Source organism: Psychrobacter sp. FME5, assembly GCF_014861375.1.
Taxonomy (GTDB): Bacteria; Pseudomonadota; Gammaproteobacteria; order Pseudomonadales; family Moraxellaceae; genus Psychrobacter.
In genome coordinates this window covers 1-21,033 of record NZ_RRYX01000004.1, presented here as the reverse complement: position 1 = coordinate 21,033, position 21,033 = coordinate 1, and the positions used below count along the sequence as shown (strand labels likewise).

The 21,033-nt window shown below is 39.1% G+C and carries 16 protein-coding genes and 1 tRNA gene; 7 read left to right on the top strand and 10 right to left on the bottom strand.

Annotated features, from left to right (window positions below; translation table 11 throughout):
• Nucleotides 1–152 precede the first annotated feature (152 nt).
• A complete protein-coding gene (locus tag EI161_RS01210; RefSeq protein ID WP_192528808.1) occupies nucleotides 153–1,808 on the top strand; it encodes a cryptochrome/photolyase family protein in 1,656 nt (551 codons plus the stop codon).
• Nucleotides 1,809–1,872: 64 nt separating this feature from the next.
• Here EI161_RS01210 and EI161_RS01205 read toward each other — a convergent pair whose 3' ends face one another.
• On the bottom strand, nucleotides 1,873–2,622 hold the full coding sequence (locus EI161_RS01205) for a DUF4230 domain-containing protein (RefSeq protein ID WP_192528807.1): 750 nt from the start codon (nucleotides 2,620–2,622) through the stop codon (nucleotides 1,873–1,875).
• A gap of 600 nt (nucleotides 2,623–3,222) precedes the next feature.
• Between EI161_RS01205 and EI161_RS01200 the strand changes: the two genes are divergently transcribed.
• Nucleotides 3,223–4,941, top strand: a complete 1,719-nt coding sequence (locus tag EI161_RS01200; protein ID WP_192528806.1) for a proline--tRNA ligase — start codon at nucleotides 3,223–3,225, stop codon at nucleotides 4,939–4,941.
• Nucleotides 4,942–5,133: 192 nt separating this feature from the next.
• On the opposite strand, the gene queF is transcribed toward EI161_RS01200, so the two are convergent.
• From queF to EI161_RS01180, 4 genes are all read right to left on the bottom strand, one after another.
• Nucleotides 5,134–6,000, bottom strand: coding sequence for an NADPH-dependent 7-cyano-7-deazaguanine reductase QueF (queF, locus tag EI161_RS01195; protein WP_192528805.1), 867 nt, complete (start codon nucleotides 5,998–6,000; stop codon nucleotides 5,134–5,136).
• A 27-nt stretch (nucleotides 6,001–6,027) separates the two neighbouring features.
• Complete coding sequence (locus EI161_RS01190) at nucleotides 6,028–6,801, bottom strand: ABC transporter permease (RefSeq protein WP_192522882.1); 774 nt, start codon at nucleotides 6,799–6,801, stop codon at nucleotides 6,028–6,030.
• A gap of 160 nt (nucleotides 6,802–6,961) precedes the next feature.
• On the bottom strand, nucleotides 6,962–7,909 hold the full coding sequence (locus tag EI161_RS01185) for an ABC transporter ATP-binding protein (RefSeq protein ID WP_192522883.1): 948 nt from the start codon (nucleotides 7,907–7,909) through the stop codon (nucleotides 6,962–6,964).
• Nucleotides 7,910–8,226: 317 nt separating this feature from the next.
• Entirely contained in the window at nucleotides 8,227–8,904 is a 678-nt protein-coding gene (locus EI161_RS01180; protein WP_192528804.1) for a c-type cytochrome, read from the bottom strand.
• Between the two features lie 378 nt (nucleotides 8,905–9,282).
• Here EI161_RS01180 and EI161_RS01175 point away from each other — a divergent pair.
• Nucleotides 9,283–9,359 (top strand) — tRNA-Arg (locus tag EI161_RS01175).
• 297 nt (nucleotides 9,360–9,656) lie between these two features.
• Here the strand turns inward: EI161_RS01175 and EI161_RS01170 are convergent.
• The 4 genes from EI161_RS01170 to EI161_RS01155 form a co-directional block, all read right to left on the bottom strand.
• The gene (locus tag EI161_RS01170) at nucleotides 9,657–14,345 is read right to left on the bottom strand and encodes a hypothetical protein (protein WP_192528803.1); all 4,689 of its coding nucleotides are present in this window, start codon (nucleotides 14,343–14,345) and stop codon (nucleotides 9,657–9,659) included.
• A 137-nt stretch (nucleotides 14,346–14,482) separates the two neighbouring features.
• Nucleotides 14,483–14,806, bottom strand: a complete 324-nt coding sequence (locus tag EI161_RS01165) for a hypothetical protein (RefSeq protein WP_192528802.1) — start codon at nucleotides 14,804–14,806, stop codon at nucleotides 14,483–14,485.
• Between the two features lie 31 nt (nucleotides 14,807–14,837).
• Nucleotides 14,838–15,116, bottom strand: a complete 279-nt coding sequence (locus tag EI161_RS01160) for a hypothetical protein (RefSeq protein ID WP_192528801.1) — start codon at nucleotides 15,114–15,116, stop codon at nucleotides 14,838–14,840.
• 225 nt (nucleotides 15,117–15,341) lie between these two features.
• Nucleotides 15,342–15,563, bottom strand: a complete 222-nt coding sequence (locus EI161_RS01155) for a helix-turn-helix domain-containing protein (RefSeq protein ID WP_225735171.1) — start codon at nucleotides 15,561–15,563, stop codon at nucleotides 15,342–15,344.
• A 124-nt stretch (nucleotides 15,564–15,687) separates the two neighbouring features.
• Here EI161_RS01155 and EI161_RS01150 point away from each other — a divergent pair, with 124 nt between their 5' ends.
• The 4 genes from EI161_RS01150 to EI161_RS01135 all read left to right on the top strand — a co-directional run bounded on the left by EI161_RS01150 (nucleotide 15,688) and on the right by EI161_RS01135 (nucleotide 20,159).
• A complete protein-coding gene (locus EI161_RS01150; RefSeq protein WP_147221161.1) occupies nucleotides 15,688–15,903 on the top strand; it encodes a hypothetical protein in 216 nt (71 codons plus the stop codon).
• Between the two features lie 2 nt (nucleotides 15,904–15,905).
• Nucleotides 15,906–17,081 carry an Arm DNA-binding domain-containing protein gene (locus EI161_RS01145; RefSeq protein WP_192528800.1) on the top strand — a complete coding sequence of 392 codons (1,176 nt, stop codon included), beginning with the start codon at nucleotides 15,906–15,908 and terminating at the stop codon, nucleotides 17,079–17,081.
• A 118-nt stretch (nucleotides 17,082–17,199) separates the two neighbouring features.
• Nucleotides 17,200–19,749 (top strand): hypothetical protein, encoded by a 2,550-nt coding sequence (locus EI161_RS01140; RefSeq protein ID WP_192528799.1) that lies wholly within the window; start codon nucleotides 17,200–17,202, stop codon nucleotides 19,747–19,749.
• Complete coding sequence (locus tag EI161_RS01135; RefSeq protein WP_192528798.1) at nucleotides 19,749–20,159, top strand: hypothetical protein; 411 nt, start codon at nucleotides 19,749–19,751, stop codon at nucleotides 20,157–20,159. The genes EI161_RS01140 and EI161_RS01135 overlap by 1 nt, the downstream gene beginning before the upstream one ends.
• A gap of 7 nt (nucleotides 20,160–20,166) precedes the next feature.
• Here the strand turns inward: EI161_RS01135 and EI161_RS01130 are convergent.
• A partial coding sequence (locus EI161_RS01130; protein ID WP_192528797.1) for an IS256 family transposase occupies nucleotides 20,167–21,033 on the bottom strand: 867 nt, incomplete at its 5' end.

Sequence of the window (21,033 nt, the reverse complement as noted above, 5' to 3'; positions counted from 1 at the left end):
GAGACCAAGTGCTAATTGCCAAAGCTAAACATTCTATATGATGATAATTTGTTAATGGAACAGCAAATCAATTGCTTCCAAAAACTTATCCTAGCATACTTTTATTCATAGTTTTGTTTATGATTGCGATTGATTAATATAGGGACTTATGAATGTCTAAAACCACGTCGACAGCGATTAATAATACCAACAGCCATAATAAAAATACCAGCGCAAGTCCACCGCATTATCTGATGTGGTTTCGCCGTGACTTGAGGCTACATGATAATACCGCATTGGCGGCACTGTGCGAGCGCGCAAATGATAATAATGCTTTGGTAAGTGCTGTTTTCTTTCTCACTCCCAAGCAATGGCAAGCCCATGACATGTCGTCGACCCAGCTTGATCATATCGCGCGTACGCTACCTATCCTAGCGAAATCTCTGCAAAAACAATTAAATATCACCTTGAGTGTACAGGTCTGCGAGCGTTTTGCTGATTGCGTGGAGTCGCTAAGCGCATTATGTACCGCAAATAATATCAGCTGCGTAATGGCCAATCATGAGTATGAAGGCAATGAGATTGCACGAGACGAAGAACTAACTAAACAACTGGCAAGATCCGATATCGAATTTATCCGCTGCCACGACCAATGTATCTTGCCGCCGCAAACCATCACTACCAATGATGACAGCATGTATCAAGTATTTACGCCTTTTTATAACAAATGGCGTCATACCTTGGATGTTGGTAGCATTCAAACCCATAAAGCGTCAGTAGTAAATAAGGATCATAAAGTTAATATAAAATTAACAACAGCCAGCGCAAACACTATCAAAGAAATAGAAAGTATCAGTAACATAGTAGTCAATGACTATCAAAAACCACTACAGAATAATAAAGCCTACCAGCATATTGATAGGGATGCTCAGCTGAATCACGCACAAGAAACGTATCCTGCTGGTGAAGTGGCTGCTTGTCATCGATTAGACCAGTTTATCGCTGAAGATATCAATAACTATGATATCAGTCGTGATGTACCAAGCTTGCAAGCGACCAGTCAGTTATCTGCTTATCTTACTATTGGGTCGATTAGTCCCAGACTTTGCTATTTACAAGCCACCAAAGCGTTGGAAAAATCACATAGCAATGATAGCGGCACCCTTAATAATTCTGATAGCGTTAATAACAATGACATCAACCGCTGGATAAGTGAGCTGGCTTGGCGAGACTTTTATCGTCATGTGCTAGTGAATAAACCTGAGCTGATTCGCCATCAAGCCTATAAACATGAAACCGACGCCAAAATTAATTGGTCATATAATCAGGATGACTTTGAGGCGTGGTGTACAGGTAAGACAGGCGTGCCATTAGTCGATGCGGCAATGCGCTGTCTCAATGCCACAGGATTTATGCACAATCGCCTACGCATGGTCACAGCGATGTTTTTGACCAAGGATTTATTGATTGATTGGCGCTTAGGTGAGCGTTACTTTATGCAGCAGCTGATAGACGGTGACTTTGCTTCAAATAATGGTGGCTGGCAGTGGAGTGCTTCAACTGGCACCGATGCTGCGCCCTACTTCCGTATTATGAACCCCTTTAGCCAAGCCAAAAGCCATGATCCTGATGGCGAGTTTATTAAAACCTGGCTTCCGGAATTAAAAGATGTTCCTAGCAAAATACTGCACTCAGAAGACAAACTGCGTAAAGCACTTATTGAAAGCAATGAGTCCAACAATGATCTATTTGGTAAGCTCAACTACCCTGTCCCTATAGTCGAGCATAAGGTCGCACGGCAATTGGCGATTGCTGAGTTTAAAAAGTAAGCATCAAAAAGGCTTTATACGATTGGATTCGATATAAAGCCTGTTGTATAAATACTCATCAGAATTATGAGTTTGTGGTTGGCATCTGGCACGCGCCAGCACCTTGAGTGGTTACGGTAACCACCGCACCAGTTAATGAAAATAGTTGTTGCAACTGAGTTTGTGCGTTTTGTAATGCCATATTCATTACATCGCCACGACACGCACGCTCAAGCACTTCTTTTTTGGCCATGCTTTGGGCTTGTTGCAAAATTTTTGGATCAACTTGCATCATACCAAAAGCGCCCGTTTGCCAATCATAAATCTCAATATCATCTAGATAAACCGAAAACACCTCTGATGGCGGTAAAGTAATATTGATTTTCGGCATGATAGAAATGGGATTATTAGCATCAGCAGTCGCGGCATTGTCTACATCAGACTCAGCAGGTTGTACCACTTGCACCATATCAGGCGTTAATGCACTCAAATCGATACCCGCCTCCACGCGCCCACGGGCGATAAACAACCCTTTTTGCTCATCTTGCCACAGCTTCATCCAGCTCCCTGGGCGCTGACTAGTAATAACCGTATCTACGCTAAAAGCGACCGTTTCTAAGCGATTCAACTTTTGAATCTGCATCACCACACCCTCACGAGTGATGGTTTCTATCGGTTCTTCTTTGGTACCATTTTGCACACTATAAATCGCAAAGACGATAGCAACCAGACCGATAAGCAATACCACCCACGACATCATGGCCACAGGTTTTTTCGCTTGCTGGCGATTAACTGAGTTATCACTCATCGGAGGGCGGTTATTAGGATTAGCCATGTAAACTACCTTATTGTTTTATTATTAGCATAAAATGCGTACTTCCTAAGTACTTAATGATATTTCTTTACTGCAATTTCAAGTAGTTACTACCATTTATCCACACATCTGTTTGCACAAAGCTCCCTCTACATCCTAAATGAACAAACACGCTATTAACTTATATCAGCTTTTTTATCAAAGTCTTCTTAGAACAAGCTGAATAAGTATTTACAGTGATATTGATAGGTTTCAAGCGCCTTTAGACTGAAAAAACAAAAAGTCATTGCGTCTTAGAGCAACTTTACCTAACATAGACAGATTGTATTGATAAAAGGTCAGTATAGATATATTTATCAGGCACTTTGCCCTGACACTTATCTATTTAACCGCTCGATATATTGATAAGTCAATCAAAAACCCTTCCCTTGTTAGAGAACGGTTTTGTTTATCTGCTTTTTATAAGCACTTTAGTTGATAAGTAGTTTAGTTGCTAGGATATCTCCTAGGTTAATGCGAAGTAATAAAGGTAAGCTTGCGGCGGCAATGAAACGATTAGCCATACGCTCAACATCCTACTATTTCTTATTTTTTTATCGTTGATAAGGTTACGCTTTATTTATGAAAGCCAGTCAATTTTTATTTGCCACCCTAAAAGAAACCCCAAGTGATGCCGATATCGCCTCAAGCCAATTGATGGTGCGCGCCGGTCTTATTCGTAAAATCGCTTCTGGGTTATATATTTGGCTGCCCATGGGGCTACGTATTTTACAAAAGGTTGAGCGCATCGTTCGCGAAGAGATGCAAAACGTCGGAGCCCAAGAAGTGCTCATGCCGATGACCCAACCTGCCGAGCTTTGGCAGATCACTGGGCGTTTTGACGACTATGGCCCTGAGCTATTACGTTTTAAAGACCGTCATGACCGTGATTTTGTGCTGGGTCCCACCCACGAAGAAGTCATCACTAACCTCGCCCAGGGTGAGCTGCGTAGCTATAAACAGCTACCGATTACTTTCTTTCAGATTCAAAATAAATTCCGCGATGAGATTCGTCCACGTTTTGGGGTGATGCGTGCGCGTGAATTCACCATGAAAGATGCCTACTCTTTCCATGTTGACCAAGCGTCTTTGGCCAAGACTTACCATGATATGTATGACGCCTATACCCGCATCTTTACCCGTTTGGGTTTAGATTTCCGCGCGGTACAAGCAGATACTGGTTCTATTGGTGGATTTGCCTCGCACGAGTTTCATGTATTAGCAGACAGTGGTGAAGACGATATCGCCTTCTCTGATTCTTCTGATTATGCTGCCAACGTTGAGCTTGCTGAATCAGTGAGCATCGCTGAACGTCAGTCACCAAAAATGGAGCGTGAGGACGTCTTAACCGAAGGTATGACCAGTTGCAAAATGGTTGCTGAGCATTTAGACGTGCCACTGGCGACGACGGTTAAAACGCTAATCGTCCACGGTCATACAGAAGACGAAGAACCACAACTGATTGCAGTGGTACTACGTGGCGACCATCAGCTAAACACCATCAAAGCCGAAAAAATCGAAGAGGCCGATGTGCCTCTGACGTTAGCTTCTGATGAAGAGCTAAAAGCTGCTGGTTTGCATAAAGGCTATATCGGTGTTGATTTAGACATGCCTGTTTTCGTTGACCGCTCAGCAGCCACCCTGTCAGACTTTGTGACGGGTGCCAATGAAGTCAATAAACATACCATTGGCATGAACTGGGCACGTGATACCCGTATCACACGTATCGTCGATGTGCGTAACGTGCAAGAAGGCGATCCGTCTCCCGATGGCAAAGGTAGCTTAAAAATCAAACGCGGTATCGAAGTCGGTCATATCTTCCAACTGGGTGATAAATACTCGCAAGCTATGAACTGCAAAGTTTCGGGTGAAGATGGCAAACCAGTTACCTTGATGATGGGCTGTTATGGTATTGGTATTAGCCGTATTATCGCTGCTGCTATCGAGCAGAACAACGATGAAAATGGCGTTATGTGGCCAATTACACCCAATGTTGATGACTCTATCGCACCATTTGAAGTGGCTATCATACCGATGAAGTCTAAAGAAGACACGGTTATGGAGACGGCAACAGCCCTGTATGAAGAGTTAAAGGCTCAAGGTGTTAATGTGCTACTTGATGACCGTAACGAACGTCCAGGCGTCAAGTTTGCCGATCTTGAATTGATTGGTATTCCGCATCGTATCGTGGTTTCTGACCGCAACCTTGCTGAAGACAAGTATGAATACGTCAATCGCCGTGAAGTAGAAAAACAAATGCTTAGCCGTGCAGAAGTATTGGCCAAAGTAAGTAAAAAATAGTTTTATAAAAAAGACGTTACAAGCAAAAGCGCCTATTTCATTTATGAGATAGGCGCTTTTTTATGACTGACGAAATAATACCATTCACAAAAATTAGAGTAGCAAGGAAAATGAGTGCAAGTACTACATCTTGTAGACTAAACGAGTTTGACACAGCTAATCTTACTTTTTAGGTTTGGTATAAATATTAATCTACTGACGAATCAAACGACTTGGCTCTGGTAGCAAGCTTATATCACTAACGCGGCAAGGATTGATGTCAATACCGCCGCGGCGCGTATACCATGCACGAACCATCAGCTCACTTGGCTGATAATACTGACTCAAATCAGCAAATATTTGCTCGACGCATTGCTCATGAAAGCCATTATGCTGACGGAAGCTCAATATATAACGTAGCATACTCTCTTCATCAATCGCTTTATCACTAGTAATCGACACCGCCAACGTACCCCAGTCTGGCTGGTTGGTCACCGGACAATTACTACGTAGCAAGTTAGAGTAGAAAGTATAGGGCTGCTGTTGGTTAGTACTATTCGCCTCAATGCTATTTAATAATGACGCATCGGGGTGCTCACATAACGCGACCTTCTCGCTGCTACTTGCAAGCGCATCGTCAATACAAATACCATCAGGCTGAGCAATCAACAATCCTGACACCTTGTCATGAAAATCGTCATCTAAGCCAAACAACTCAACTGTTACTTCTGCTTGGACGCAGGTTGATAAATCTTTAGCAATCAGCGTTTGCACAACTTCCCAGCTATCAAATTCGGTAAAGTTAATACTATTTAAATACAGTTTGAGTGATTTTGATTCGACGATAAAAGGCGAGCTTGCCGGAATCCCAAAGCGCGCAATAGCAACCTGCGAGATGCCTTGCTGATTTAACCATGACAACTCAAAAGCATGCCACCAGTCGACGCCAACTTCTAGCTTATCATCTTGCCAGCCAATGACATCGCGCCCCATACTGCGGGCAATTGGATATAAGGTTTCTGGGCTATACTCGGTTGGATAGTCAGTGGTTTGTTCGCCTAAAATACCGTGGATACTCATAAGTAATTCCTAATATTAAGATTGAATTTATAAACGAATACGCGAACCATCACTCAGTAAGCGATAGGCAATGGTGTAAAATATGACACAGAACGCAAATATAGCTGCCATCGAATACCAAACATTGACATCAGAATAGCCGAGAATTCCATAACGGAACGAGTTGACCATATAAACAATAGGATTCAATAACGAGATATTTTGCCAAAATGATGATAAGTTTTCCATCGAATAAAACACCCCACCAAGATAGGTTAAAGGCGTCAATACAAAGCTTGGAATGATAGAAATATCATCAAATGAGCGGGCAAATACGGCGTTGATAAAGCCACCAAGTGAGAATAGAACTGAGGTACCAATGACCGTAAATAAAGTAATGAATAAGTGCTCAATACCCAATTTGGTAAAGAACAGTGCCACGATAAAGACAATGACCCCAACTGCCAATCCTCGGAAAATACCGCCACTGATATAACCGGTCAAAATAGCATGTTTAGAGATTGGCGAAACCAGCAGCTCCTCAATGCTCGAATGAAACTTAGCACTAAAGAAACTGGATACCACGTTAGAATAGCTATTAGTAATAATCGCCATCATAATCAGGCCAGGCACGATGAATTGCATATATGGCACACCGCCCATCTCTCCCACACGCGGGCCTATCATCTTACCAAAGATGACAAAATATAGGCTCATCGTAATGACTGGTGGCAGTAATGTCTGTGGCCAGATTCGTAGTATTCGGCGAATTTCTTTAATCAGCAGGGTGCGAAAAGCAATCCAGCGTTGTGCGAAGTTCATGCGTTATCTCTCCTAAGCATTCTGTGCGCCAGAGTCAAAGCCCTGCCTATTGCGCCCAGTGTTGCCTATATAGTTACTATATTTATCGTTAATAATATTTCAAAGCGTTTTTAGATATAAAAGTGAGTTATTTATAAGGAGCAAAACCTATAAATATCTACTATGAGGACAAAGGTTCGTGCAGGCTTTTATCTACCAGACGCATAAACAGCTCTTCTAAGCGGTTGGCTTTGTTGCGCATACTGGCAACGGTGATACCTTGTTTAGATAGCTGCTCAAAGACACCGTTCAGTGATTCGCCTTCTGTCAGTGTCACTTCAAGCGTCAGATCATCTGGCTGTAGCGTATCGGTCACTCCCGCTAGGGTTATTTGATGGGTCAACGGGGTCGCCAAATCGAAAACAAAGGTTTCGACCAACAACTGCGCCAGTAAATCCTTCATTTCCGTATTAATACGGATTTCGCCATGATCCAAAATAGCGATACGTTTACAGAGCTGCTCAGCCTCTTCAAGATAATGCGTGGTTAGGATAATAGTGGTTTTTTCTTCAATATTAATCTGCTGCATGAACTCCCACATCGAGCGGCGCAGCTCAATATCAACCCCAGCGGTCGGCTCATCTAATATTAATAGCCGAGGCTTGTGAATCAGAGCGCGCGCAATCATTAGTCGACGCTTCATACCGCCCGATAGTTCACGAGCTTTATTATCACGCTTGTCCCATAAGCCCAATGCTTTAAGCAATCTCTCTGCACGCGGTTTAGATTCCTTAGCCGCAATACCGAAATAGCCTGCTTGGGTGATAAGAATGTCTTCAACCTTTTCGAACTGATTAAAGTTAAACTCTTGCGGCACTATACCCAAAAACTGCTTCGCTTTTGAAGGTTCAGCCAACAAGTCTGTACCAAAGATATGCACACTACCCGCTGTCGGCTTAAATAGGGAGCTAATAATACCAATCATCGTTGATTTACCGGCACCATTTGGCCCAAGTAGCGCAAAAAATCCTCCTTGCGGCACCGTGAGGCTGACATCTTTTAATGCCGAAAACCCGTTACCATAGGTTTTAGATAAGTTCTGAATAGATAGCGCTGGCACCTCAGACATGAATACCTCTTTATTAATGATGAATCTACATAAAAATGTAGAAAGCAAATTTGGAAAAATTAATTCTTATAATGGTTGGTCTCGTGTCTTAATGTGAGGCTAGTGCTGAGAGATTTCAACGTCAGCATGCTATAAGTACGATATTAGTAATACCAATCATCAGCCACAAAAAAGCGTCTATCACATTTAATGAGATAGACGCTTTTTATCTTTCTAATCTAGAAGCAAGATAAGAGCCAATAAATATTTTATCGACTCTTAAGCTTTTGATACATGAACATACTAACCAATTACTATTTTAGATTAAATAGCAGATACTAACTGGATTCAGCAACCATGTAATCTACCGCGTTTTGGACTTCTTCATCAGGAATATCCGCACCGCCTTTAGCTGGCATAGCGTTAAAGCCGTTGATAGCATGGTCATATAAGGTAGCTTCACCCTTAGCAATATGTGGAGCCCAAGAGGCTGCGTCCCCAAATTTTGGTGAGCCAAGTAAACCTGACCCGTGACAAGTTTGACATACTGCGTTATAAACCGCTTTACCGTCACGAGGACCATCACCCGCTGACGGACCAGAAGAGCGGGCGGTAACGTCACAAACTTCGTCATCTTCAAAACATACTTTGCCAACCGGTTGAATACGAGCAATCAAGTTAGGATACAAAGCAATCAGCTTTTGCACTTGTGGCGTATCTTCTGGAATGGGTTCTTCTTCAGTGGCAGGCGCGGCAGAAGCCGTTTCTTCGACTTCAGCATCTTCTGCCGTGGCTTCTGCGTCTGCTGTTTCGTCAGCAGGTGCAGCACCATCGGTGGTATCTGCAGCAGCCTGGGTGTCGTCACCTAGTTTTTCAGGTGCGTTTTCAACAACCTCTTGCCCTTCTGCAACATCAGAAACGGTCACAGGGGTATCTGCGACATCTTCAGCTTGGCTCACCGCGATACTAGCGATTCCTAGAATGGCAGCTGCCGATAACATAACTACTTTTCTCATTCGTCACGTTCTCTTATTACATGTACAAAGGCTTGCACGACTTGGACATTCTGTCTGTCCTCCTTTGATAACCAAGCGGTTATCAATAGCAAACAGCCATCCCACATGCAAGCACACTTGTAATCGGTGAATATAAATATGAATTCTCCCTGACATTATAAGGGAAAAGGCAGGTAGATTGCCATGCTTGTTTGTCGACTATGGTGTTTTTTCTTAAAAAACCTCAATAACCGCCTCCATTCATTGGCATTATGGCTTTTATTTGTTAGACTAAGCGGTCTTTATTTTTCGATGTTTTACTTCTCGAAACCTCATGTCGTTAAGTAGTACTGCTTACTGTGCTCATTTGCACACTAAATAAAGCCAATCCGTTATTATGCGCTCGTAGCTCAGTTGGATAGAGTATCGGTCTCCGAAGCCGAGGGTCGTGGGTTCGATTCCCGCCGAGCGCACCATAATTTTAAACTTAAGTTTTAGTCAAGTTTCGCCTCAAACATTATATTGTTTGAGGTTTTTTTGTGTCTGAACCTCTCTTAAAACCTTTATCTATAAAGCCTAGCTATTGTGTCTTCATCAACCCTTAAGAAGCGGTCTACTCTTTAATAACATAATCGCGATAAGTTTGCGGGCATGCACTCTACCCTTTAAAAATTGGTGACCACCTGCTCGGTGACCAAACGGTGACCATTTTGTGACCAAGGTTGTTGAAGGTTGGTGATGGTTATCGATTCCATTGTCGAGGTAGTTAATCGCTAACTTAGCAACCCATTTTCAATATACCTAGTTGCTCGCTTCACCTCATAGCTATCTGACTTTAATAAATTATCCCAAACATCTAAGCATAGACTCAGAGTAACATCATCCTCATCATCGACCGCTTCATCATATATTCTCTGCAATATTTTGGTTAATTTGTCCATTTCACTGTAAACAATTGGTTTAGTTTCATCAGATAGACTGGCTGTAGCTATTTCAATAAATAACTGTAATAACATACTTTTAAAATCACTTAAACATAAAACATGGTTTTCTAAAGCGTAAAACAAATGGTATAGCTTTTTGTTCACTACTTGAGAGTTCATATATATATCAACTAGTTCTTCAGTAATACCTTTATTCCAAAAGTTCTTTTCTCGAATACAAGATAGCAAATTTTCTCTTACTTTCTGTGAATCATCGTTAAGTAAGGACCTATATACTTCAACTAGTTTATGTTCTTGTTCTGCATAATCATCCGTGGTCAGAAGTTGAACTAAAACTTGAGCAACACCTAGCTTAACTGACTCATCAGCCGTTAAAACAGATAATATTTCTTTTGCAAATAAATCGTTAAAGAAGTAACGGGCGAAAATTTGTGTGCCAGCCTGCCTACGAACCTCTTCGTACTCAGAAGTAAGCATAAGTCTAACTAAATCCATATACTGATCTTTAAATTTATCTATGAAAGCTGAATTAAAAAAATGATAAGATTCATAAGCACAGCTCATTCTTAAGTCAGATTTACATAAATCTAGAAACCTTTGCAATGCATAATTTATGTCGTAATTTAAGAAAGGAGTCAATAATCTGACTGCTACTATTTTTACAGCTGGATGAGGATCATTTATAGCAGAGTCAATCAAACTCAGATTATCCCGTGCATACTCTTCATTATCCCAAAATATTTTGGCAATACCACCGTATGCAATCCCTCTATAACAGTTTATAGAATTTTGCATTAGACTCTCAGCAGTAGTTTGCTCAGCACCTTCTCCCTCTTGAGGGTCATATACATTGAGCTTGTTATTGTTAGGATTGGATGAGTGAAGAGCGATATCAATAAGCTTATCTAGCATATCAGGATGATCTATAATCTTTGGAGTATCTGTTAATAATCTTGTCAGTGCTTGACTCTCATCAAAACCTTCAAAATGTCTAACAACTTTGTAACGAAGGTCTAATGGGCAAGGTTGCCAGCTTTCTTTAAAATCTTCCGCTAAATTAGATGAATTGTTATCTGCCAGCCCATAGTAAATATTCTCAATAAACTTCTCATTGATATTTTTCGGCAGTGTTAATGATAGTTTTGCGAACCTCTCAGGCTCATTTTTTACAGCTGTACTTAGACTATTAGAAAATGCGCGTATACTGGATTCTGTAATAGTCCCACTATCTAAAGGTTTCATCTTCCAAGTACTGAAACGTTCTTCGTTTGTGAGTATAAGCTTTGTCCATGCTCTATCAGATAATTTATTCGCTTGTGGTAAAGGTGAAACAACTGCACCACCATATGAAGAATCATATGAATAAAAATAAGTATCGCTACAACCTTTAAATCTTCTTTGTAAAACATTATATAAGTCTATGGATTTTTTGCTGATACGATTATCATCAAGTTTATTAAGTAAGAAATATTGAGCTTCTCCCCAATAACTTGTCCAAAAGTTTCCAAATTTTCTTCTCATTTCCAATGCATACTCTATACTCTCAAGATCTTTACTAAGCCCGATACCTGATATTACAATTTCAAGGCAATTAAAAATCTCGTCCTCACAATATGGTGAAAATTTCTCGATCAATTTTCCAGCCAGTACCCATCTTGGCTCTTCATAATTATTACCACAAGCCATCCTAGTAGTTGAGTTATCGAGGAGCCATTTAATAATTTGATCAGAATACCCAATGGGTAGATTGAGCAGCAGATTCGCCATAATGTGCTCTACAACAGGATGCTTATTCGTTAAATATAATGTCAGTAAATTGAAGAGCTCATTTGGTTTATCAATATGTTGTTTACCTGCTTCAAAAATGATACCTAATACACCTTTTACTAAAGAATCTCTATGTTCATTAAATGAATGTCTTGCTCTATAGAGCCATATTCTTGTATAAGAGCTTTTATCAATTGAGCTATTAATTATTTCGAAGACCTGAGGTATTAATTCCTCAAGAACATCGTGAGGCAAAGCTTCTGAAATATTTTCTAAGTCTTCGATCTGACCTTCTTGCCATACCTTTCGATGCAAAGGCTTAGTTGACTCTTCGGATTCTCTTATCTCAAGGCTTGACTCTGTTAATTCTTCTCTATAACTTTCTAAAATTAACTGTATTAAATCAATCGCCTTTCTCGGATAGCTTTTTGCTAACTCATTCCAATCAATGTAATTGACTACACAACCTAGTTGTAAAAGCTTTTTGCGTACTTCAAACATCTTTTCTGAATCACTTTGAATGTTCCAGCTCAAAGCGGAGTAGCATCTGTTATTCCATTGCTCAGATACACCGATAAATGGCTCAATCTCCTTTATGACAATATCAGGTAATTTATCAGCTATAGAGCTTAACAATCGAATAGATAAATCAATTTGCAAGTCAGACCCATTTAGCCATCTAGAAATTACATCTTGTTCTGAGAGCACTTCGACTATTTGTGGATGTCCAAAACAAGCATGATCGATAAAAGGTTGGCCTAGTTCTGAGTTATTTATGAGGTTCGTAATTAAATTACGCAAAGGTGCTTTAATAACTGTAATCTCTCTGATCACATTAATAGCTAAATATTTAATGTGAAATCGAATATTAGTGCTATTAAAAAGTGCTGAAACATTTTGGCAAAACACTGATTGTTTAGATTGCGCTAATAGTTTTAAGGCATATTTAATATGCTCTCTTCGCGTTAGTGTTTGTTCAGATGTAGAACCAATTTCTCTAAGAAAATCGTCGCTTGACTGTCGAGCAATATCAAAAAGGCGTTTTCCCAAGTGGTAATCGAATAGTGCTTGATGCTGGAAGCTGATTTGATTCTCATGCTTATGCAGTATACCTACAGAGATTAGTGCCTCTAATGCATTAGGATTAGGATTGCTAAGTAAACTTATAGGTATAGAAAACTGCATGTTTTGGCTTGCTTTTTCTACAAAATTATCAACAATAGAATTAGCTAAACTCGTATCAGTTAATGTTTTATCTAACTGTCTTATTCTATCTTCCCAATATAAGCTAATAAGGTCTATCTTACTGGTAAAGTCTGGATTGCTATAGTTATCTTTGATAATTCGTAAATATAAACTTAACCATATTGGAATTCTCAAAATAGACTGCTTAATGGGTGATAAAGAGTCATAGTTCTCGTAAGGATTTAAAATTTCTCTGACTTGCTCAGCAGGTAACTCTGATAATTCTATATGAGCAACCTTGTCCTTGTCCTTGAGCTCTGATATCCAATGTTGCAACTGTGGGTCTTCTTTTAGGTCAAAGTCTCTACAGGCAAGTACCAAAGAGATATTATGATTGCTTACTCTTAATTGAATGACCTGTCTGGCAATCTCCTGACATACTTGCAGCGCATTACTAGAGTGATTCGCTGTCCAACGTATAGCATCCAACTGGTCTAAAATGATAACTGCTTTTGTATCACCTGCAAAAGCATTTAAGCAAAATACAGGTGAATGAGTTAATCCTAAATCATGCCCAAAGGCGTCTGCGTTTTTTTCGGGGCGATTTCTATCTAGCCGTATAGGCAAAGATATGTATTCTTGCTCTTTAAGATAATCACAAAGCTGCAGTAGAAAAGCACTTTTACCCATACCTGCTTCTGCTTTGATTAAGGTAATAGGATAGCTATTCATAGATTCAAGGCATTCGTCAAGTTCTGGGCGTTTAATTAAGCTATCCTCAATGAGGAAAGGTTTTATAGTTGATTGAAAGTCATAATTGATCCTTTGTATCTTGGAAAATATTCTTTCATCATTTTCATAAACCCTTAAATTAAACCCACGCATTTGCATATCATTCAGTAATTGAGATGCTGTGATCGGCAAACGTAGTTTATTAGAGCTTATAGGATAATTTTCTAGAAAATTAATGATATCTTCAGGATTACTACTGAATTCTTTATTAACCTTATCAATGATATCTCTTCGTGATTCAGAATTAGAAGAAAAGTTAATAACTTCAAAATGCTTTAAAAAATTAATTGCATTTATGATGTTGAAATTTTCGTCACTGTACAGTATTAATCGTGCGCACAAGTCTTCAAAGAACTTAAGACGTTCTTTGCTTTGATTAATTTGATGTTCTACAAACTCTTCAGGACTATCTGTTGTATTATTGGCGCTCAAACTGAGCTGAGATAACTGTGTAAATGAGAACGGGGATACAATCTTAAAAACACAACCTGTTCTACAAATTTGTTTATATGCTTTTTCTAATACTCCAGCTTCATCAAGTCTGGATAAGCTCCATACATCGGCATACTTATGGCTAGATTTGCATTGATGAAACTCTCTCTGCCCATTTAAACCTTCGACAATTAAATCAACACCTGTCTCATCTTCTCCTAAAGGCTCGATAGTGACAGACCTCACTTCCTCTTTCGCTAGCCTCAATAATTGCTTAGCAACCCAAATTTCTTCGTAGCTATTACCAAATTTATCTGCAAACCCACCACCTTCTAATGCCATAGCTGAACTACCTTCACTAATATCAATATATTGAAAATAGTAGCATGAAAGAAAGTTCAGAGAATATAAATATAAAAATCTTCAATCACAAAAAAACCAGATAGCATATGCGATCTGGTTATTAAGTACTCTTCGAGTTATAACCTACCAACGGTAAGCTGCCCGCCAGAAAAACTGATACATGATTCGCAGAACCAAGATGACTGTTTTCTGATATAAGGAACATCCGCTGGTACATCAAGTTGATATGGGCGTCCACAGTACTCACAGTGCACATCGTCCAAGTAAGCCTGACACTCCGCTAACACACCAAATAGAATATGATAATCGATATAGTATTGTCTACAAAGTATTTCTATATGCTCTACATACCGTCCATTATGCCTGTATGCCCAATAGTCTTCACATAGTTGTATGTCGGACTGATCTGCATTAGCGCTAAAAATAAGTTTTAAGCTCATGATTATCTCCAAACCAAATAATTAACGTTAATCACAACGAATAAGAAATCTCGTAATGATTCATAATGGCCAAAAATTTGGTTTCAAGATTCGCTAAGGTATAACGATTCAGCGCTAATCCTTCATTTAGCTCTCGTTGCACCCATATCCTAATCGCCTCATCATTATAAAATATCGGATTAACGCCTAGCATCTTTGCTAACTGTGAACCCTGTTGTATTTGCAGGTTTACCATAAGCTTAGTAGATAGCGATATCGCTTCGGCGCTTAACCAAATTGAAGCATGCGGCGGTTTAATAAATGTGTTCATGTATAATCTCCTATAGATCAATATTTCTTTCTGTTGGTCTTAATGACTTCCTACAGTTGAAATTATACATACATTTTGAGCTATTGCAACTCAAAATAACCTTCTATAGAACTTTTTATTACTTAATAGAACATTTAACTCATTTGAGAAACTATATTGCTGCGTATTACTTGGTGTAATAACTGATAAGCGCAGCACTATCTTGAATTTTAAAAGGAGGAAAATTTATTCTTCTTCCTTAACTAGCTCATAAAGGTCGCCCACTTCAATATCCAAATATAAGCATAGCTTTTCTACTACCTCTAGATCCACTCTGGTTGCTTCTTCGTTATACATACGTGTGATTGTGCCTCTGTTGACATCTGTATCTCTAGACACGTCGGCAATCTTAAGTCTTTTTTCGCCCATAATTCTAGATAAATTACATTTCACCATAACCTCCTCCATAATAAAATAACCTACTGTAGATAAAAATGTCTTGCAAAAGATTATTTTTAGCGTAAATTATGTTCTATAGCAGGTCATAAAGCTATCAGATAATAACACTTTAATCTTTAGTAAGGATTTTACTATGAGTTATACCTACTTAACAACCGAAGAGCTGTCACAACGCATTAAATATGACAGCAAGACTATACGCAACCAGCTTAAAGATGCGGTATTCATTGAGGGCGTTCATTACATCAAACCATTTGGGGGTAGAAAAATCCTTTTTATATGGCAAAAGATTGAAGAGCTGATGCTGACAGGCTACGACGATACCATTCCATTTGTAGCGGGAGCATAATCATGGCGAGTATCAATAGCCGTAATGGCAACCTGTATGTAGATTTCCGATACATAGGTCAACGTTGTAGAGAGCAAACCTTACTGGCAGACACTAAGCCTAATCGAAAGCGTCTAGAAAATTTCGTTAGCAAAATGGAGGCAGACATTCAATTAGGTAGTTTTCGATATGAAAACTATTTTCCGCAAAGTAAAAAGCTTGAGCAGTTTCAAAGCTTAGAGCTTATGAAGTCAACGAATAGTCATAAGGACTCAAGCTCAGGCTTTGATAGTTTTAGCAAAGTTTGGTTAGAGGAGAAAAAGCCGGAATGGCGGAACTCTCAAACAACTAATGTAGCGAATATATTTAGAATTTACCTACTCCCCCATTTTGGCAATATGCCTCTCAATACCATTGGCAAGGCTAAAATAATGGCTTTTAGGGGTAATCTAGTCAAGGAAGGAAATAATGGACGACTTTTATCAGCATCTCGAATCAACCACATTATGACGCCATTACGTATGGTGATTACAGAAGCATCTGAGCGCTTTGATTTTGAGAACCCTTGGAAAAACATAAAGCCACTAAGTGTACCTAAAAGTAGTGTTAGTCCTTTTACCTTAGAGGAAGTTATGCTTATCATTGACAACGTCAGAGTAGATTATAAGCCATACTTTACGGTACGATTTTTTACAGGCATGCGTACAGGTGAAATTGACGGTTTACCTTGGAAAAATATTGACTTTGGGCGTCGACAAATCATTATTGATCAAGCAGTCGTTGCAGGTGTTATAGGTGATACTAAGACTTCCGGCTCTAACCGTATTATTCATATGAACCAATTGGTTTATGATGCGTTGATTGAGCAGCAGAGCTTGACTAAACATCGAAGTGAGTTTGTTTTTAGTACAAAAGCAGGTACTCCTTTGAGTCATCGCAATGTGACAAAGAGAGTTTGGTATCCGTTATTGCGATATCTGGAGCTTGATATACGTAATCCCTATCAAAGTAGACATACGGCTGCCACTCTTTGGCTTGCTGCAGGCGAGTCTCCTGAGTGGATTGCTGCGCAAATGGGGCATAGCAGCACTACAATGTTATTCACAGTGTATTCACGTTATGTGCCTAATTTAACTCGTCAGGATGGGAGTGCTTTAGATAAGCTACTGATAGAGCGAGGTATAATACAAAATCCATGAAAATACCTATGTTTAACAAAAAGACATCCAAATAGATGTCTTTTTTTTGTTTTATAGCTGGCTGCTTTGGATAAATGGAGCTACAGTTATTTGTATGGCTTGTAACGGTGGCAGAATAATGACTGATGAAGATAATAATAACTCTAATAATATTAGAGATTGGTTAAAGCTTAATCTTCTTGATTTCGCTAATAGCAATGAGGTTGGAAGCTTACTTATTGAGCTAAAATTTTTAAAGGATACTTTGCCTGAGCAATTTAGATCAGGATTAAACGATGAGTATCAAGCATTGGCTGAGTGGATAAAAACACTAGAGGTAGATAGTAGTTTAACGAAGTTAAATGAATTACAGATATACGAAAATGGAATAGATTATAAAGTATTTTTAGAAAGTATCAGAGAGCGTCATCTATATTTAAAAGAACTATATCTTATTACCTTTTTAGTCCATAGAGCAAATTCATATAAGATAAATACCATCCGTGCTGTCTACTTTTTTCTATGCTTAAGGATGGTTGAGTTAACTGACTATGATAGCCGGATTGAAACTACGCTCGATGAATGCAGATTCTTAACGAACAAAACTCGCGAATTTTTAGTCCAGTTTTTACCTGATATAACAGAATTGAAGAGTTTAAAGGACATTGAAGAATACCTTATTGAAGCTCAACAAAATGATAACTATACCAGATGGTTTGATGAGCGTCCCCTAACTTTTGACCTTGAGATACAGAAGTATAAGAATAGGTTATTGAGTAAAGAAATATCGCTATCGTCTGGTGAAGCTCAATTTGAAGTCAACGAGCGTATAGCTAGATATCTTTATGAATACATCCTACCGATAGAAAATTATTTTAAAAATGAGTCCGGCATTACTCGCGTGACGACCGAGACTTATAAAATTATAAGTATCTTACAGGATAAAGATGATATCACTGGTAATACCGTTAGCGATCTTACCTACATATCAGAAAATGCTAGCGAAGAAGGTGGATTTGAAGATCAAGAACGACAAGACGATGAAGAGCAATCATTTGAACAAGTCAGTTTCGAGCAGCCTACAAACTACTATCTAGATATAATTAGAGCTGAACAGCAAGTCAACTGTAGACACCAACGGACTTTAAGTCAGGTAACTGATGTACATGTTGCGCATACTGATGAAATACAGATTTTAGTGAAATACTTAATCAGTAGTTTGATGAGTTTAAATCTCAGAAAGATAAATGATGATGACAATGATGACAATGATGACCAAGACAATTTAAATATTGAATGTGATCTCGACCATCAAGCTTCCTTATATTTATTAATAATTTTAATGACAGGTAGACCTGAACTACTTGTTTCTGATAATTTGAAGAAGAGTGACTTGTACTACCAATATCCCCTAAAATTTGCACCTACTCGTAGTAAAGTTCAAGAAAGCTGGGACTCTAAACTATGCGCAGACAATAGTCTTATCCTTAGTCTTTTCTACCCTATTGCAGTTGGCAATATATATTCTCATCTTTTACATAACATAAGTACAAAAGCTTTAGAGGAGATCAAACAAAAGGCTAGTAAGAATTTAAAGGCTATAAATAAGAAGAGCAAAACTAGATTAACTTTTAATAAAGTTAAGAACTATTTAGAACATTACCTCATACAGAGCGGGCGAGATCAAGCTTTAGTTAATGTTCTGATTAGCAAACCAATACACCATTCTTCAGCACTTCCTTACTTTAATGTTAGCCAACTAGATCTATTCTTATGCCTATATGATTTTAATGAGCATTTGTATGGCATAGCATTCAATACAGTCAGCGATGAATCCGAATGCAATGAAGAATATCAATTTTTTGAATTACCTGACGAAAGGGTTACAGGATATTGGGACAAACAAATAGGTAGTGTTTTAGCCGTACAAGAAGATCAATTAGAAACTATAGTCAGTGATTTAATCACTCAGATCAACTCTGCCCTTTTGGATAAAAACACTCTAAATCCTAGATCTATAGTTGACCTACATAATACTTTTACTGATTATTTATATATTCTACTTTCGGTCTCAAGCGGTTATCGTCCTGTACGTGAACCTTTTGGTAGGCTTGCACATATAGATGTTAGAACTAAAAAATATTTTATTAGTGACAAGGAAAACCGTCAACATACTCGAGGCAGATCTATTTATCTACCTGATATAGCAAATCAACAGATTATGCAGTACATCCAGTATTTAAAGACAAATGTTTTTATTTTAAATAATCTTGATAATAGTTTAGGTGATATTTATTCGAATATTCTTACTGGTAATATCGGACTTATTACTTATTTAAAGTTAGATGAAAACACCAACACTATTACTGAAGTCAGTCTTACCAAAACATTTATTCACGGAAGACTGTCTAAAATTTTAGAGCTCCCATCAAACTGGCATCGTCACTTTATACGATCTTATAAAAGTCCAGAAGTTGGAATCTTTTCTGCTAAAAGTAATTCATCGCTATCTGATGGCTTCGGTCATGATGTGATTGGCGCATGGATGGGGCATGCTGATGAGCTTGGATTCGACTACTACGATAAACATAGTGGCCTTAGAAGGAGCGAGTTGCGCCGCTTCTCTGATGAGCTAGATAAAATACTTATGTATAACGGCTTTAGAGTCATAATTTTAGAGAATATATAATGGCTCAGCGTAAATCAGCTATCGATCAGCGTGCAGAGAATAGAATCAAAGAAACCTTGAAGCGTGAAAAACTGTCTAAACGAATGGTCAAAGATTCTATAGATTTTGACAAAATCATTGCCTCAAACGATCCGCAAACAACATTCAATGCTATGTGGGAGCAGCTTGATAAGAGATTATCGGAAAACAAACACTTTCAGGGCTATCTTGGTTATGTCGAAGGATATAACCAAGCAGTAAATTGCTGTCAAGATCATATTGAAGATAAAAACATTGATATTGGTTTTCCAAAACTTATTGTTATCTCATCCCGTCCAAAGTCCTTTAGAAATGAAGTGAGCTTTTCTGAAAACCAACAAATATTAGATTTTTATTTATATTGGATGGAGACCATCCCAGATTCTGTGTAACTGCCATTTAGATTAAATGCTTACTAATACGATCATCAAACATAATCATAAAGCGATTCAGAGCAGACGTCCAGTTACGAATAGGCATCGACCACTTTTTGGATGCCTGCTGTGTTGCTAGATATACCACTTTAAACGCTGCCTGATCAGAGGGAAATACCTTACGCTTATTCACCGCCGTTCGAATCACACTGTTTAGCGACTCTATCGCATTGGTGGTATAGATCACTCTTCTGATGTCTTTAGGATAACCAAAGAACACCGTTAAGCCCTCCCAGTTATTGCGCCAAGACTTGATGACATGCGGGTACTCTTTGCCCCATACTTCATCAAAGTGCTCAAGGTTGGCCTCTGCCATCTCAAGCGTATCAGCACCGTAGATGGCCTTTAAATCAGCTGCTACGGCCTTCTTGTCCGTCCAAGGTACGAACTTCATCGAATAGCGCACCATATGCACGATACACAGCTGAACCTGAGCGTTAGGGTAGACCGTATTGATGGCATCAGGGAAGCCTTTTAGGCCGTCTACACAGGCAATAAGAATATCTTGAACCCCGCGGTTTTGTAGCTCAGTGAGAACACCAAGCCAGAACTTGGCGCCTTCATTCTCTGAGAGCCACATGCCAAGCAGCTCTTTTTTACCATCAAGAGCAACACCTAAGGCCAGATAGATAGCTTTGTTGATGATCTGCTTGTCCTGACGAACTTTGACGACAATGCAGTCTAAGTAGACGATAGGATAGACGCTGCTCAGTGGCCGGTTCTGCCAAGCGGTGATGTCATCCAAGATGTTGTCAGTGACTCTGGAAACCAAGCTGCTTGAGATGTCGACGTCGTAGATGTCCTTGATGGTTTCGACAATCTCAGTAGTGGT